This window comes from Sorangium sp. So ce119, from assembly GCF_051524405.1.
GTDB lineage: Bacteria > Myxococcota_A > Polyangia > Polyangiales > Polyangiaceae > Sorangium > Sorangium cellulosum_G.
The window spans coordinates 11718155-11732089 of sequence record NZ_CP150310.1; the positions used below are offsets into that span (position 1 = coordinate 11718155).

Sequence of the window (13935 nt, forward strand, 5' to 3'; positions counted from 1 at the left end):
GCGGTGCTCGGCGCACCTCCTCGAACCGGGGGCCGGCCTACTTGCCGGGCGTGGCCGGCGCGCAGCGCAGCACGTCGAGCTTCATCGCCTTGCCGGCCGGGTGCGCCACCAGCAGCGCCTCCGCGGAGGCCGCGATCGGCTCGCCACGCCCGAGCGCCGGCTCCGCGTGCAGCCCCCCCTGGAGCTCGCCCCGCGCGGTGAGCGCCGCGAGCTGCGTCGGGCCCGAGGCGTTCGCGATCGCGAGCCACACGGCGCCCGCGCGGCCGCTGGCGGGGTCGTGCGCGCCCGGCCCCGGCGCGCCCGCGCCCCGGAGGAGCGCCGGCACCCCGGCGCCCACGCCGAGGGCCGCCTCGGGCGGGGCGTCCTGCTCCCGATCGCCGACGAGCACGCGCGGCTCTCCGACGCCGCCGAGCCGCACCAGCACGGCGCTGATGCGCCCTCCGATCGAGCCGCTCGGGGTATCGTCGTCCCGGAAGGCGAGGATGACGCCGTCGTCCTCGCCGAGCGTCAGGTCGTACGCGAGCACGTGCCCGTCCTTCGGCGTGACCGCGCGCGGCGTGGCGGTGAGCGCGCCCGCCTCGTCGAGGGGGACCACCTCGATCCACTGGTGGGCGATCGTCTCGCCGGCCGCGGCGGTGTCCTCGTCGGCGTCGTCGCCCTTCTCCGCCGCGGCCCGCCGCGCCGGCTCCTCGGCGCGCGCGATGTACGCGAGCCAGTAGCCCCCGGGCCGGGCGATCACGCGCGGCAGCTCGGCGTCGGTGCTCGGCTGGGAGACGGGGCGGGCCGAGGTGACGGAGCGCAGCGAGCCCGCGTCGGCGGAGGCGAGCATGATCCGCGAGCGCTTGCCGTCGCGGGTCACGTCGTCCCAGACGATGACCGCGCGCTCGCCCGACGCGGCGATGTCGAGCGCGAGCGACTCGTCGCGCCCCTCGGCGAGCTCGGCGCCCCAGGTGACGTGCTCTCCCTCGATCCTCGCGATCTTGATCGCGCGCCCGCCGGCGTTCGGCTCGAGCATCGCGGCGAGGATCGCGCCGCCCGCGCCCGCGACGACCGGCGGATCCATGTCGCCCCGCGATCGCGCGAGCCGCACGAGCTTCCCCTGGGCGCCGTCGGCCGAGAGCGTGGCCACCATCGCGATGGTCCCGCCCTCCGCTTCCCGCTGCGCGCCCACCGCGAACCCGCCGGCGAACGCCGTCCCGCGGCCGACCTCGACCGCGAACGGCGCGAGGTCCTCGACGCTGTCAGCGGCGCCGCCCCCCGCGCCCTGCTCGGGCCCGGCGTCCTTCGCGACCGGCGCCGGCGGCGCGTCGCCGATCACGAACGGCGCGGGGCCCGCGGGCGCGCAGCGCGGCGGCGTCTGTCCCGGCGCGGCTGGATCGCTCGGATCGCCCGGCGCGGGCGCCGCGGACGTCGCGCTGGACGGCGCGGGGGCGCTGCTCTCGGCGTCCTCGGGCGCGGTGAAGCAGGCGCGCCACACCACGAGGCCTCCCACGACGAGCGCGACCGCGAGGGCCCCTTTCCAGGCGACGCCCTCGGGCTCGTCCTCGGTCGGCGGGCGTCGATCCGCCGTCGGGGGGCGTTGATCCGCCGTCGGTGAGCGTCGATCCGCGCTCGAGTTCCCCTGGGGGGCGCGGTGGTTGGGCTCCATGGGCGGGGGGTGTTAGCGCTGATCGCGCCGTGAGGGCAGGGGGTGGCGACCGCGCGCGCTGGTCCAGCCGATCTCCCGTCGCCGGCGCGGGAGCGCCAGGGCGCGGCGGGCTCGACCGCATCGCTCCCGCTGCTGACGCGGGCGCCGGCCCACGGCGAGCTCGACGGCATCCACGAGAACTTTCCCTCCGGCGCCAGCGAGGTTATCGGCGGCAGGAGCGACGCCGGGCCGTCGCCGCGGGCATCCAGCGGGCCGGCGCGGCGGGGGAGCGGCGTCGCGTCCGATCCTGTCATGCCGAGCCGCACCCTCCTCACCACGATCCTGCTGGGGCTCGTCGCGCTGTGCTGCGCGGCCTGCGTCGGCTCTTCTCCCACGCCGCTCGCCCCTGCGCTCCGCGGCTCGATCGGCGTCCCGCACCACGGCGTCATCACCGACGCGGTCGAGCTCCCGAGGCAGGGCGAGGGCTACCGCCTGCTCCGCAGCAACGGCGTCCGATGGGGGACGGCGGGGCTCGTCGCGGCCGTCCAGCGCGCCGCGGCGGAGGTCGCGCGCGCGCGCCCGGGCGGCGAGCCGCTCCTCGTCGGCGATCTCTCCGCGCGCTTCGGCGGGGCGACGCGCGGGCACCGGTCGCACCGCACGGGGCGCGACGCGGATCTCCTGCTCTACGCGCTGACCCCGGACGGCCGCCCGGTGCGCTCGCCGGGCTTCATCGAGTTCGGGCCGGACGGGCTCGCGCGCATCGACGACGGCGGCGACGCGGAGCGCGGGGCGTCGCTCCCCGGCGCGCAGGAGTACGTCCGCCTCGACGTCGAGCGGACGTGGCTCCTCGTGAAATCGCTCGTCCGCTCGCCCGACGCGCACGTCCAGTGGCTCTTCTTCGCCCGCTGGCTCGAGGCGCTGGTCATCGAGTATGCCCGCGCGCGCGACGAGGACCCGGAGCTCATCTGGTACGCCGAGAGCGTGCTGCTCCAGCCGGGCGACAGCACGGCGCACGCCGATCACCTCCACCTCCGCGTCGCGTGCACGCCGGACGCGTTCCTCTCCGGCTGCCTCGGCGGCGGCCCCTACTGGCCGTGGCTCCCGGCGGTGCCGCAGCTCGTCGCGCCGGCGGACAGCGACCTCGCCGCCGCGATCCTCGACGACCTCCTGCCCGGCGGCGCCGCTGCGGGCCCCCGCGTCGCGGCGCCCGACAGCGCGCTGTGAGCCACCTCGTCGCGCTGGGCGACTCGGCCGACGTCTGCGCGGCGCTCCCCTCCGAGGTGCGCTTCGATCTCGTCTACCTCGACCCGCCGTTCGGCGTCGGGACGACGATGACCGCGCGGTCGGCGCGCGGCGAGGCGCGCGGCCGGCGCAGGCCGGAGAGCGGCCCCGACGCGTACGACGATCGCGCGAGCGCCGACGCGCTCGTCGCGACGCTCGCGCCGCGCCTCGCGGCGATCCGCGATCGCATGGCCGAGGGCGCGACGCTCTACCTGCACCTCGATCACCGCGCGGTCCACGACGCGAAGGTCGCGTGCGATCGCCTCTTCGGCCGCGGCGCGTTCCTCGGCGAGATCATCTGGGCGCCTGGCAATGGCGGCCGGGGCGCGCGCGGCTTCTCGGTCACGCACCAGACGATCCTCCTCTACGCGCGCGCGGCGAGCGAGCGCGGCCGGGTCGTCTACAACGCCTCGGACCCGGCGCTCCGTGAGCCCTACGCCGAGACCAGCCTCGCCATGCACTTCAAGCACCGCGACGAGGACGGCCGCCTCTACCGCGAGCGGATCCTCGGCGGCAAGGCGTACCGGTACTACGCCGACGAGGGCCGCCGGCTCGGGAGCGTGTGGACCGACATCCCGGGGATGGTCGCCAACACCCCGCTGCGCCGCGAGGCCACCGGCTATCCGACGCAGAAGCCGGAGAAGCTGCTCGAGCGGATCGTCCGCGCCTCGTCCGCGCCCGGCGCCACCGTCGCGGATCTCATGTGCGGCAGCGGCACCACGCTCGTCGCCGCGGCGCGGCTCGGCCGCCGCTTCGTCGGCGGCGATCGCAGCCAACTCGCGTTCGCCACGTTCCGGGAGCGGCTCGACCGGGAGGCGATCGCCTACAGCGTGATCGAGGTGCCCGGCGGGCGGGAAGCCGATCCCGCGCGCGCCGAGGAGGCGTGAGCCGCCGGCGCTCCGCTGCGTCCACCGCTGGCAGGCGCAGCGGAGCGCGACGTCATCTCAGACGAGCTCGTCCGTCGGCCCTGCGCCCTGGCGGACGACCTGGATGTCGCCCTGGCTCAGGTCGATCACGGTCGTCGGCACGCCCCCGCCGGTCCCCGCGTCGAGGACGAGCGCGAGCCCCGGGAACCGGTCGTCGATCTCCCCGGGATCGATGATCGGATCCTCCCCGGGCGGCGCGGCGGTCGTGCTGATGAGCGGCCGCCCGAGCGCGCGGACCAGCGCGATAGCCACCGGGTGGTTCGGCACCCGGATGCCGACCGTCTTCTGCTTGAGGTGCACGTACTTCGGCACCTCGCGCGTGGCCGGGAGGATGAACGTGTACGGCCCCGGCAGGAAGCGCTTGAGGATGCGGTACGCCTGGTTCTCGACGATGGCGTAGCGCGCGATGTCGCTCAGATCAGGGCAGATGAACGCGAGGTTCTTGTTCTGGCGCATCCCCTTGATCTGGTAGATCCGCTCGATCGCCTGCTTGTTCATCAGATCGCACCCGAGCCCGTAGACGGTATCGGTCGGGTAGCCGATGACCTCGCCCTTCTGCATGAGGTCGACGGCTCGCGCGATCTTGCGTGGTTCCGGATGGTCGGCGTTGATGGGCTGGAGCACGGGAACGGGACCATGGGGTCGCCCGTCCGGCTTCGCCAGTGCTGGCCGCACGAAGCGCGGCCAGCGCTGGGCAGCCGGCGAGCGGTCGATGGGGTGGAAGATGCAAAGCCCGCGCTCGAACCGATCGCCACGGGCGACCGGTTCGAGGCAGCGGTCGGAGATCCGGCAGGGCTGCCGGCGCGCGGCGCTACTCCTTGAGCGCCTCGCTGCCGCCGATGATCTCCATCAGCTCCTTGGTGATCGCCGCCTGCCGCGCCTTGTTGTACTCGAGCGTCAGGCTGTCGATCATCTCCTTGGCGTTCTTGTTCGCGGCATCCATCGCCGTGAGCTTCGCGCCGAGCTCGCTCGCCATCGACTCGTGGAGCGCGCGGAGCACCGAGATGTCCACGTACATCGGGACGAGCCGCTCCAGGAGCGCTCCCCGGTCCGGCTCGAACAGGAACTCCGCGGCCTGTCCGGCGCGGTCGCCCTCGTCTGCCTCGCTCCGCGCCGGCGCGCCGGCGGGCAGGAGCCGCTCGACGACGACGGTCTGCGTGATCGCGCTCTTGAACTCGTTGTAGACGAGGTAGATCGCGTCGATCTCGTCCTTGTTGAACGGGGCGAGGATCTTCGCGCCGACCGCCTGGGCCGTCTCGAGGCCGAGCTTGTCCCAGACCCCGGACAGGTACTCGCGGATCGGGGCGTTGCGGCGGTTGAAGTAGTCGCGCCCCTTGCGGCCGATGATCGCGAGGTGGACCTCCTGACCGGCCTCGGTCCGGCTCTTCCACTCGCGCTCGGCGCGCTTGTTGATGTTCGTGTTGAAGGCGCCGCAGAGGCCGCGGTCGCTCGTGAGCACGAGGAGCAGCACGCGCCGCTCCGGGCGGGTCACGAGCAGCGGGTGCGCCGGCGTCTCGCCCCCGGTCATCACGGCCGCCTCGCCCTCCGCCCCGATCCTCTCCGCCGCGGGCGCGTCGGCCGAAGGCGCCGCGGCCGCGTCGCGCGTGATCTCCCAGAGCACCTCCTGCACCTTGACGGCGTAGGGCCGGAGCTCGGTGATGCGCTGCTGCGCCTTGTTGAGCTTGGCGCCCGCGACCATCTTCATGGCGCGGGTGATCTTCTGCGTCGACTTGACGCTCGAGATCCGCTTGCGAATGGACTTGAGGCTGGGCACGGCTGCCTACTTTTCCTTGGCCTTCGAGGCGCTCTTGCCGTTCTTCGACTTCGCCTTGGGCGCCGGCTCCTCGTCGTCCGCGTCCTCGTCGGTCGCCGCCGCGCTGGCGGTCGAGGCGCCGCCCTGCTCCACCACGAACCGCTTCTTGTACGCCTCGATCGCCTTGGTCATGCGGGACTTGAGGTCGTCGTCGAGGGCCTTCTTCTCCCGGATGTCCGCGAAGATCTGCGCGTGCTTGCCCTCGATGAACTTGTAGAGCTCGTCCTCGAAGCGCGCGAGCGAGCTCACCGGCAGGTCGTCGAGCAGGCCCTGCGTGCCGGCGTAGATGATGAGGATCTGCTTCTCGACGGCGAGCGGCACGTACTGGCCCTGCTTCAGGATCTCGGTGAGGCGCGCGCCGCGCTCGAGCTGCGCGCGGGTCTTCGCGTCGAGGTCCGAGGCGAACTGCGAGAACGCCGCCATCGCGCGGTACTGCGCGAGGTCGAGGCGGAGCGTGCCGGCGATCGACTTCATCGCCTTGATCTGCGCGTTGCCGCCGACGCGGCTGACCGAGATGCCGACGTTGATGGCCGGGCGGACGCCGGAGTAGAAGAGGTCGGCCTCGAGGAAGATCTGCCCGTCCGTGATGCTGATGACGTTCGTCGGGATGTACGCCGACACGTCGCCGGCCTGCGTCTCGATGACCGGCAGCGCCGTGAGCGAGCCGCCCGACTTCGGGTCACGGACGATCTCGTAGTCGCTCGCCTTCCCCTTGTCCGAGAGCTGCTGCTCGAGCTTCTTGATCTCGTCCTTCTTCTCTTCCTTGCGCGCCTGCTCGAGCTTCTCGAAGAGGGCCGCATCGACCGTCTTCCAGAGCGAGTCCTTCGCGGAGTGCATCCCGTGCGCCCCGACGTGCGCCTTGCCGTCGACGCCGCGGTACGCGGGGTCGCCGCCCTCGATCTTCGTCCCCTTCGCCACGACGTAGAAGATGTCGGCCATCTTCGCGGCGCGCTCGAGGAGCCGGGAGTGGAGGTAGAAGACGTCGCCCGGGTACGCCTCGCGGCCCGGCGGGCGGCGGAGCAGCAGCGAGAGCTGGCGGTACGCGACCGCCTGCTTCGACAGGTCGTCGTAGATGCACAGCGCGTGGCGCCCGCTGTCGCGGAAGTACTCGCCGATGGTCACGCCGGTGTACGGCGCGATGAACTGGAGCGGCGCGGTCTCGCTCGCCGTCGCGGCGACGATGATCGTGTACTCCAGCGCGCCGTGCGCATCGAGCCGGTCGACGACCTGGCGCACCGTCGACAGCTTCTGGCCGATGGCGACGTAGACGCAGATGACGCCCTTGCCCTTCTGGTTGAGGATCGCGTCGACGGCGACGGCGGTCTTGCCGACCTGCCGGTCGCCGATGATGAGCTCGCGCTGGCCGCGGCCGACCGGGATCATCGCGTCGATCGCCTTGATGCCGGTCTGCATCGGCTCGGTGACCGGCTGGCGCTGGATGATGCCGGGCGCCTTCACCTCGACGCGGCGCCGCTCCTTCGACTCGATCGGCCCCTTGCCGTCGATCGGCATGCCGAGCGCGTTGACGACGCGCCCGAGGGTCGCCTCGCCGACGGGCACCTCCATGATGCGCCCGGTGCGCTTCACGGCGTCACCCTCCTTGATGACGCTCGTATCGCCGAAGATGGCGGCGCCCACGTTGTCCTGCTCGAGGTTCAGCACGAGCCCCATCAGGCTCGACCCCTCCGAGCCGGTGAACTCAACGAGCTCGCCGGCCATGGCGCGGCTCAGGCCGTGCACGCGGGCGATGCCGTCGCCCACGGTGAGCACGGTGCCCGTCTCGGTGACCTGAGCGGCCTTGTCGATGTTCTGGATTTGCTTCTTGATGATCTGAGAGATCTCTTCGGCGCGGAGCTGCATGCGGAGTCCTCTGTCGGGAGACGCTTGGGCTTCGAAATCTACGTCGTCAAGGTCGAGGGGGCAGCGCGCGCTGCGCCCCGACCACTCGTGAAACAGGGGGGCGGGGTCGCGTCCCCTCAGGTTCGGAGCAGGTTCTCGCGGAAGGCCGACAGCCGCGTCCGGAGGCTGCCGTCGATCACCTGATCGCCGATCTGCGTGACCACACCGGCGATGAGCGAGGGATCCTGCTTGTGGATGATCGAGATCTTCCTGCCGGTCGACCTCTCGAGCTCGGCCCGGAGGCGGTCGAGGTAACCGTCGCTCAGCGGGCCCGCGCTCGTGACCACGGCCCGCGCGACGTTCTGGTCCTGATCGACGAGGAGCGCGAGCTGCCGGGCGATCTCGGGCAACGCCGCGAGCCGCCGGCGCCGCGCGAGCAGCAGCAGCGTGTTCCTCGTCACCTCCGAGAAGCCGGCGCGGGCGCCGAGCTCGCCGAGCATCTCATCGCGCTGGGCCTCGGGGATGAGCGGGTTGTCGAGCACCAGGCGGAGCTCCTCGCTCGCCGAGTACATCGCGCTCGCGTCCCCGATCTCCCTGGAGAGGTTCGCCAGGGTCCCGGTCTCCTTGCCGATCTCGAAGATCGCGCGCCCGTAGCGTCGGGCGACGGCCTCGTAGCTCATGTCGCTGCTCCGGTGGTCTGGGCTCCGCGGGCGGCGCCGGCGGAGACGGCCGCGGGGATGGCCTTCAGGTACTCTTCGTTGACCCGGTCGAGGTCGTCCCGGCCGACGCGCTGCCGCAGCAGCTCCTCGGCGGCGGTGACGGCGTTCTGCACCGCCTCCTGGAGGAGCATGGCGCGCGCCGCCTTGAGCTCCTGCTCGATGCGGAACTCGGCGTCGCGCCGCATCCGGACGCGGCGCTGCTCCGCCTCGGCGAGCACGTGGGCCTTCTCGAGCTCGGCCTGCGCCGCGTGCTCGGCCTTGAGCTCCGCGAGCGTCTCCTCGAGCCGCGTGAGCTTGTCCTCATACTCGTCGAGCCGCCGCTCGGCCTCCCGCTTGAGGCGCGAGGCGTTGTCGAGCTCCTGCGTGATCGTCTGCTTGCGCTTCTTCAGCGCCTCGGCGATCGGCTTCCTCCCGAAGCGGACGATGATGAAGGCGAGGAGCCCGAAGTTCAGGACCGAGGCCAGGAACGGCGGCGGCTGGTTCTTCGGGTCGCAGGGGTTCTTGTCGTTGTGGTAGCGCCAGAGCAGCGAGTTGATGCCGCCCTTCGCGGCCGCCTCGTTGTTCACGCCGATCAGGCCCTGCCACCAGTTGACGTGCGGCGGCGGGTCGGTCGGGCCGTGGCCGGGGCAGTGCTCCTCCCCGTGCGACGCGTGCTCGGTGGTCTCCGGCGGCGGCGGCGCGGGGCGCGCGCGGCCGAGCTGGCCGCCCTGCGGCCGGGGCCCGTGGCCCGGCGGGAGCTGGCGGCCGCCCGGCCCGAGCGGCCGGCCGGGCTGCACGTCGCGGCGGGCGGGCATCTGCGCGCCCGGCTGGGCGGCGCCGGGCTGACCGGGCTGGGCGGCGCCGACAGGCGGGTGCCCCGGCGGCATCGCGGGCTGCGCGGCAGGCGCGGGCTGCGCGGCAGGCTGTTGCGCCAGCGCGGTGCCGGTGACGAGCGCCGCGGTCAGGCCGAGGGCGATCGAGGAGCGGCGGAGCGGCTTCTTCACTGGCGCACCTCGCGGCCGAGCATGCTGGCGGCGATCTCCGCCGCGAGCGCGGGCTGGGCGGCGGCGAGCTCGCCGCGCATGCGGGCGACCTCGGCCGCGATCTTCGCCTTGCCGTCCTCGAGGATGCGGGCGGTCTCGGCCCGGGCCTCGGCCATGATCTGCGCCTCGACCTTCATGGTCTCGGCGCGGAGGCGCTCCCGCTCGATCCCCGCCTCGCGCCGGACCTGCTCGATCTCGGCCTCGTAGCGGGTGAGCAGCTCGCCTGCGCGCTCGTCCATCTCGCGCGCCTCCCGCTTGGCGCCGTCGGTGCGCCGCTCGCGCTCCTCGAAGACGCGGAGCAGCGGATCGAACAGCAGCGGCTTGAGCACGACGATGAACGTCGAGAACAGGACGACCTGCGCCAGGAACGTCAGATCGAAGTCGACGGCGATGGCGCCGGACGCGAGAAGGGGGTGCATGGCGTTCGGATTCACGGGTGCTTGTTCGGCGACGAGGGCGGAGCAGCGGGAGCCGCTCGCTGCCGCGCGCCCCCTGGGGAGGGCGTTTTCGTCGCGCGGGCACTAGCACGTGTCAGTCGAAGCTGGAAGGGATCTCGGCAGGGCGGTCGGGCTCGCCTCTCCGCGCCGCGCCGCGCTCGTTCAGGGGGCGCCGCGCTCGCCGTGGCGGGGGCGCTACAAGCTCGCGAGCGAGCGCATCATCTCACCGAGGCCTGCCTCGAGGTCGTCGGCGCTGGCGCGCCTCGACGCGGGCGAGCGCGGCGCGCTGTCCTCGTCGCGCAGGGCCTCGGCCGCGCGCGGATTGCGGAACCAGTCCTCGTCGAAGCGCTCGATCAGATCGCGCCGATCGCGCGCCGCGAGCAGCGCCCCGGCGAGCCGGACGGCGATGTCGGGCTCGAGCGCCGGGACGACCCCGGCGAGCGTCCCCGGGATCGGCGCGCCGAGCGCGCGCGCCGTCACCTCCTCGAACCGATCCCTGCGATCGCGCGCGGCCCGGAGCAGCACGTGCCCGCCTCCGTCCTGGCCGGCATGACCCACGAGCGACACGGTCGCGGCGTCGAGGCGCAGCGAGAGCAGGAGGCTCTGCGCGGTCGCGCGCGCCTGATCGAGCGCGCGGCCTCGGCCGAGCCCGAGCGCGCGGCCGCAGAACACGGGATCGGCGACGAGGCCGCCGAACAGCGCGGCGCGGCGCGCGCGCCGGAGATCGGCGGGCGCGTGGGCGAGCGCGAACGGCCCGCGCGCGGAGGCGCGCGACAGCGCCGCGCCGAAGCGGGCGAGCGCGCGCGCGAACGAGGCCGCGCCGAGCGGGTGCGGCAGCGGTCCCAGATCGATCGCGAGGCCCTCGGTGAGCTTCGTCGCGCGGAACAGCTCCTCGATCCACCGCGGGCCGAGCCGCGCCGGCCACCCCGACGCGGCGTCCCGCCCCACGGCCCGGCCGAGCGCGCCGTGCCAGGTCGCCTCCGGCCGCAGCATCGGCTCGGTCCGGTGCAGCAGCGCCTCGGCGGCGCCGAGCGCGGCGCCCGGAGGATCGCAGGGGATCTCGACGGCGGCGAGGCGCGCCTCGTCGAGCAGGCGCGCCGCCTCGTGCCGCCGCTCGACGAGGATGCGCGCGGCGTCGGCGACCGCTCCGGCGCCGCGGGCGAGCACCTCGGCGAAGGTCTGCCGTCCGGCGTCGGTCGGGTCGGCGAGCAGCCTGAGCCGCGCCTCGTGGGGCGACATCCGCGCCGGCTCGGGCACGTCGATCAGGATCGATGCGGCGTGCCACGCCGTGGCGAGCCGGACGCGGTCGGCCCAGACGACCCGCTCCAGCGTGAGCGTGTGCACCCAGTCGGCGAGCGGGGCCGCGAGGCCGGTCGGGTCCGGCGCGGGGGCCTCCGGCTCGCCCGCGTACCCGAGCTCCGCGCCGAGGCTCGGGGTCTTGCCGGTGAGCTCGAGGTAGGTCGTCCGCGCGCTGACGCGCCGGAACGGATCGAGCGGGTTCTCGAGCCGGGCCCTCGCCTCCGCCGCGGTCGCGCTGTCCTGGTCCACGGCGGACGGGGTCGGGCCGCGCCGGGTGAGGTCGTCGAGCGCCGCGCGCCACGCGCGCGCCGCGCGGGCAACCTCCCGATCGAGGCGGATCAGATCGACGTCCATGCGCACCTACCCGTGCACCGCGGCGGCCGTCCCGAGCCGCTGTGCGATCTCGCCCTCGGCGCGCGCGAGCTCGGCGAGCCGCCCGCGCGTCGCGTCCTCGTCGCCGGCGACCTCGACGGCGAGGTCGACGAGGGTCCGGTAGTGCCGGGCCTCCGACGCGAAGAGCTCCTCGTAGAGCGGGGCGAGCTCGTGCTCGCGCGCCGCGAGCCCGTCGGCGAGCAGCCGGAAGCGCTCGCAGGAGCGGGCCTCGATGATCGCGCCGACGAGCAGCCGATCGATGAGCGCGGCCCGCGCGTTGCGCGCGCAGGTGCTGGACGCCGCCTTGCGCAGCTCGCTGGCGTAGGCGTCGGTCTCCGGCTTGCCGAGCGCGAGGCCGCGCTGCTCGATCACGTCGAGGAGCGCGCGGAAGTGCCGGAGCTCCTCCTCGGCGAGATCGACGAGCGCCCTCGCGAGGCGCGGGATCGACGGCCAGCGCGCGGCGAGCGACAGCGCGTTCGACGCGGCCTTCATCTCGCAGTGGGCGTGGTCGGTCAGGAGCGCCGGCAGGTCGGCGAGCGCCACGTCAGCCCAGCGTGGATCGGTCGGTAGGGTCAGGCACAGCACGCAGGGCCGACCTAGAGCAGGCGCGCCGCGGCGAGAAGGGGGAGGCGGGCCTCGACGCTTCCGTGCCGGACGCGCCGTGGCACCCGGGCGGCCGCGGAGCGGGGCGGCGCCCCGGGGAGATGAGGCTAGAGCCCGTCGGACGACGCGCGGGTCAGCCCGCTCGACTCGAGGTGGTACGAGAGCCCGACCACGAACGTGGTGGGCCCGCCGCCGGCGAGCGCACGGCGCACGGCGCCCTCGACCGAGAACTGGGTGCCCACGTAGGCGACGCCGAGCGACAGCGCGTGCTGGTCCGCGCCCTGGTCGAAGCGGTATCCGGCGCGGAGCGGGAAGTGATCGGCGACGAGGTACTCGCCGCCGGCCATGAGGCGGTACGTGGTGTCGCGGTAGGAGTTGAGATCGACGAGCCCGTCGACCTCGATCGAGAAGTCCGGGGTGCCGAACCCGACGCCGCCGCCGATCGTCGTGGGGAGCAGCCCGTGGTCCGGGTACGAGAGGTTCTGCCCGACGGCCGCGATGTACAGGTTGTCCGTCGGCTTGACGGTGACCGCGGCGTCGAACGTGAACTCGTTGACGAAGGAGTGCCGGCCGACGATGTTCCCATCTTCCCTCTCGATCAGGCCGCCCGAGACCGGGTCTTCCCCCTTGCTGTCGTGGAGGCCTCCCGAGATGGGCGTCCCGTCCTGCGTGATCTTGGCGTAGCGGCCGGTGAGCCCGACGAAGAGGCGCTCGGTGATGGGGTAGGCGAGGCCGACCCGGGCATCGAGGGACTGCCGGTCGATCCCCTCGGCGTCGACGAAGCCCCCGACGAAGGAGATCGCCCCCGCGAGCTTGCCCGTGACCGAGTCGACGACGACGCCGCCGTACGTGTGCCGGCCCGCCTCCGGGCTCCCCTGGAAGAGCCCCTGGAGGTGGTAGACGCGGGTCTCCACCATCGCGGACGGGTTCAGGAAGACGGCCGACGTCCCGTTCCCGAGGGCGCGCAGCGCGCCGCCGAAGGCCGCGGCGCGGGGCGTCTCGTTCTCGCCGTAGGCGTAGGCGAGCTGCGGCGGCAGCGACGACGGCTCGGCCGCCGCGGGCCCCGCGGACGCGGTCAGCGAGAGCGCGGCCGCCGCCGCCAGGACCCTGGCGCGCGCGGAGGTCGTCGCCGCCCGGCGCGACCGCTCCGGCTGCTGCGCCAGGAGTGCCCCCTCTGTCAACCGGATCCTCGACGGCATCGCCTCGCCATACCGCAGACCGCGACCCTGGGGGCAAATTCTCGGATCATGAAATCGGCTCGACCCGATCGCTGTGTACTGGACGACCTTCGCGTTTCAAAAAAAGCTGGAAAATAGGCCAACTTAGCCCTTGACGCCGAGATGAGCGGGTTTTGCTCTGGAATCGAGGGCGCGTCGTGAAAATCACCGATTGGCGTCGGGAGTTTTCGTGCCTGGTGTCCGGGGGTCTGAGCGCGGATGACGCGAAGCCGGTTTCGCAGTGCGCAATGGACTGAATTTATGCCAATGAAAACCGATACTTGGTTCAGGTTTCGCAGTTGGGGATAGACGCCCGGACTCACCCGGTGCTACCTCGGATTCGTCCTCGGGGCGGTCCGACGCCGCACCGAGTCCTCCAAAGGGTGGCCCCGCAAGGGGCGCTGCGGGCTACCGAGCTCTGTGAGGCGGTATGGGGGACGGCTGTGCCGATCTGTCTTCCAATGCAATGGACCTCGACGCGACGGTTGCACCCCCACCTCGATCGGCGTGCTTGGCAGGAGCCGAGCCGAGCGCCAGTCCAGTGGGGCCGTATTTCTCACCCGCATTCCCTGGAGGCTCGCGGACGAATTCCCGAGGGCGAAGCGGCCGTGGGCGGACTGTTGAAAAGTCGACGCGCCCTTCGATTACATTCAGAATAACATAGAGATCTCCAGGGGTTAGAGGCGAGTCCTCGCTGTGAGACCTGTGGATAAGTTGGGGGCGACGGTTCTTGCGGTCGCCCCCGAAACCTATTTTCGTGGAGCGGACTTCAGAGCAGCG

General features: G+C 73.1%; 12 protein-coding genes. 2 read left to right on the plus strand and 10 right to left on the minus strand.

All coding sequences use genetic code 11. The features are described from left to right. Positions 1-37 precede the first annotated feature (37 nt). On the minus strand, positions 38-1648 hold the full coding sequence (locus WME76_RS44255) for a hypothetical protein (RefSeq protein ID WP_437958166.1): 1611 nt from the start codon (positions 1646-1648) through the stop codon (positions 38-40). 42 nt (positions 1649-1690) lie between these two features. On the opposite strand from WME76_RS44255, the gene WME76_RS44260 reads away from it, so the two are divergent. Continuing rightward, entirely contained in the window at positions 1691-2851 is a 1161-nt protein-coding gene (locus tag WME76_RS44260) for a penicillin-insensitive murein endopeptidase (protein ID WP_437958167.1), read from the plus strand. Next, positions 2848-3795 (plus strand): DNA-methyltransferase, encoded by a 948-nt coding sequence (locus WME76_RS44265; RefSeq protein WP_437958168.1) that lies wholly within the window; start codon positions 2848-2850, stop codon positions 3793-3795. Before WME76_RS44260 ends, WME76_RS44265 begins: the two co-directional genes overlap by 4 nt. Before the next feature lie 57 nt (positions 3796-3852). Here WME76_RS44265 and WME76_RS44270 read toward each other — a convergent pair whose 3' ends face one another. The 9 genes from WME76_RS44270 to WME76_RS44310 all read right to left on the minus strand — a co-directional run bounded on the left by WME76_RS44270 (position 3853) and on the right by WME76_RS44310 (position 13119). After that, a complete protein-coding gene (locus tag WME76_RS44270; protein WP_437958169.1) occupies positions 3853-4458 on the minus strand; it encodes an L-threonylcarbamoyladenylate synthase in 606 nt (201 codons plus the stop codon). A 187-nt stretch (positions 4459-4645) separates the two neighbouring features. Next, positions 4646-5608 (minus strand): ATP synthase F1 subunit gamma, encoded by a 963-nt coding sequence (atpG, locus tag WME76_RS44275; protein WP_437958170.1) that lies wholly within the window; start codon positions 5606-5608, stop codon positions 4646-4648. Between the two features lie 6 nt (positions 5609-5614). Further along, positions 5615-7507 carry a F0F1 ATP synthase subunit alpha gene (atpA, locus tag WME76_RS44280; RefSeq protein WP_437958171.1) on the minus strand — a complete coding sequence of 631 codons (1893 nt, stop codon included), beginning with the start codon at positions 7505-7507 and terminating at the stop codon, positions 5615-5617. Positions 7508-7623: 116 nt separating this feature from the next. Further along, positions 7624-8166 carry a F0F1 ATP synthase subunit delta gene (locus tag WME76_RS44285; protein WP_437288132.1) on the minus strand — a complete coding sequence of 181 codons (543 nt, stop codon included), beginning with the start codon at positions 8164-8166 and terminating at the stop codon, positions 7624-7626. After that, positions 8163-9188 (minus strand): F0F1 ATP synthase subunit B family protein, encoded by a 1026-nt coding sequence (locus WME76_RS44290; protein WP_437958172.1) that lies wholly within the window; start codon positions 9186-9188, stop codon positions 8163-8165. Before WME76_RS44290 ends, WME76_RS44285 begins: the two co-directional genes overlap by 4 nt. Continuing rightward, positions 9185-9646 (minus strand): ATP synthase F0 subunit B, encoded by a 462-nt coding sequence (locus WME76_RS44295; RefSeq protein ID WP_437958173.1) that lies wholly within the window; start codon positions 9644-9646, stop codon positions 9185-9187. The genes WME76_RS44290 and WME76_RS44295 overlap by 4 nt, the downstream gene beginning before the upstream one ends. Positions 9647-9859: 213 nt before the next feature. Further along, positions 9860-11317, minus strand: coding sequence for a hypothetical protein (locus tag WME76_RS44300; RefSeq protein ID WP_437958174.1), 1458 nt, complete (start codon positions 11315-11317; stop codon positions 9860-9862). A gap of 6 nt (positions 11318-11323) precedes the next feature. Beyond that, positions 11324-11920 (minus strand): tRNA isopentenyl-2-thiomethyl-A-37 hydroxylase MiaE, encoded by a 597-nt coding sequence (gene miaE, locus WME76_RS44305; RefSeq protein WP_437958175.1) that lies wholly within the window; start codon positions 11918-11920, stop codon positions 11324-11326. Between the two features lie 125 nt (positions 11921-12045). Then, positions 12046-13119 carry a hypothetical protein gene (locus WME76_RS44310; RefSeq protein WP_437958176.1) on the minus strand — a complete coding sequence of 358 codons (1074 nt, stop codon included), beginning with the start codon at positions 13117-13119 and terminating at the stop codon, positions 12046-12048. Positions 13120-13935 lie beyond the last annotated feature (816 nt).

Excerpts from the sequence above, each read along its gene's own strand:
- WME76_RS44285 (WP_437288132.1), bottom strand. The coding sequence starts at position 8,166 with ATGAGCTACGAGGCCGTCGCCCGACGCTACGGGCGCGCGATCTTCGAG.
- WME76_RS44255 (WP_437958166.1), bottom strand. The coding sequence starts at position 1,648 with ATGGAGCCCAACCACCGCGCCCCCCAGGGGAACTCGAGCGCGGATCGA.
- atpA (WP_437958171.1), bottom strand. The coding sequence starts at position 7,507 with ATGCAGCTCCGCGCCGAAGAGATCTCTCAGATCATCAAGAAGCAAATC.
- WME76_RS44295 (WP_437958173.1), bottom strand. The coding sequence starts at position 9,646 with ATGCACCCCCTTCTCGCGTCCGGCGCCATCGCCGTCGACTTCGATCTG.
- WME76_RS44300 (WP_437958174.1), bottom strand. The coding sequence starts at position 11,317 with ATGGACGTCGATCTGATCCGCCTCGATCGGGAGGTTGCCCGCGCGGCG.